This window comes from Shewanella algicola (assembly GCF_014648035.1).
In the GTDB taxonomy this organism is placed as follows: Bacteria; Pseudomonadota; Gammaproteobacteria; order Enterobacterales; family Shewanellaceae; genus Shewanella; species Shewanella algicola.
The window spans coordinates 1-1,541 of sequence record NZ_BMQI01000133.1 but is presented as its reverse complement, the minus strand read 5'-3'; the positions used below and the strand labels follow the sequence as shown (position 1 = coordinate 1,541).

2 protein-coding genes are annotated in these 1,541 nt (G+C 46.3%); both read left to right on the top strand.

Annotation, left to right across the window (positions count from 1 at the left end; genetic code table 11):
* A partial coding sequence (locus IEY42_RS22535; RefSeq protein ID WP_229780258.1) for a hypothetical protein occupies positions 1–187 on the top strand: 187 nt, incomplete at its 5' end.
* A 121-nt stretch (positions 188–308) separates the two neighbouring features.
* Positions 309–1,541: group II intron reverse transcriptase/maturase (ltrA, locus tag IEY42_RS22060; protein ID WP_188927311.1), on the top strand; the 1,233-nt coding region annotated here is incomplete at its 3' end.

The window sequence follows — 1,541 nt, the reverse complement described above, 5'->3', positions numbered from 1 at the left end:
GACGACGAAACCACGTGATCTAATGGCCACCGTAAATGATGCAGCAGTGCAAAGAAAGTTCATGTTCTTATCTGGGGAGATCTGCTTAACACGCGATTGGTCATTAACCAGTAAGGCTCTGGTTTATAAGTGCCTTGGCTTTTCAATTTCATCGACTGAAAAGAGCGAATCAGATGGAAACCGATAGCGCATGACGAGGTAACTTGGCATGTGATTAAGCAGAAGTCAGCAGACGGCATAGTAGCCCAACGCCCATCGTAATGGTTGGGACATGGTGAAGGCCTGAACATTTAGAAGAAGGAGGAGTCTTGTCAAACTTGTCGATACCCACTACGTCGCCAGACGATTACTATCGGCAGCGTATTGATATGCAACCGGCCTTCAGCAGCGATCTATTTCAACAACTGCTCGAACCTGAAAATCTACATCGAGCTTGGCGTCAAGTGAAAGCCAATAAAGGCGCGGCTGGCATCGATGGCATGACCATCGAAGCCTTCCCGCTTTGGATGCAACAAGGCGGCTGGCAACAATGTAAATCTCAATTAGAGCAAGGTGAATACCAACCCTCAGCGGTCAGGCGCGTAGAGATCGACAAACCCGATGGCGGTAAACGCAAATTGGGGATCCCTAACATCATTGACCGTGTGATTCAGCAAGCTATTGCTCAAATACTCACGCCACTGTTTGACCCATTCTTCTCGACTAACAGCTTTGGCTTTAGGCCGAACAGAAATGCAAAACAAGCGGTACTGCAAGTAAGAGATATCATCAAACAGAAACGCAAATTTGCCGTCGACGTTGATCTGTCTAAGTTCTTTGACCGAGTTAATCATGATCTCTTGATGACTCAACTAAGGAATAAAGTACAGGATAAGCGCCTATTAGCGCTTATCGGTAAGTACCTACGAGCAGGTGTGATGGTCAATGACCAATTTGAAGCAAGCTTTGAAGGTGTTCCTCAAGGCGGCCCACTCTCGCCATTACTCTCTAACATTATGTTGGATAGTCTGGATAAAGAGCTGGAAAGCCGAGAGCACAAATTCGCCCGCTACGCGGACGACTTTATCATATTGGTAAAGTCTCAACGCGCTGGCGAACGGGTACTCAAGAGCATTACTCAATATCTGGCCACTAAGTTAAAACTGGTTGTTAATGAACAGAAAAGCCAAGTGGTTAAGGTCGCTCAAAGCAAGTTTCTTGGGTTTACATTTAACCGAGGCAAGATCCAGTGGCATGCTAAAACATTACACATTTTCAAACAAAAGATGAGACGACTAACGAACCGAAATTGGGGCGTGAGTATGAGTTATCAGCTGTTTAAAGTGCGTCAATACATGCAAGGCTGGATCAATTACTTTGGCATCGCTAACGCTTATCAAGGATGTGTCGATTTAGACCATTGGATCCGACGTCGTGTTCGTATGTGCTACTGGCGTCAGTGGCGAAAACCACGGACTAAGGTACAAAACTTACTTAAGCGTGGCGTCAGGATCCAAGCCGCTGTTGCCTGTGGTATCACAAGTAAAGGCCCTTGGCGTAGC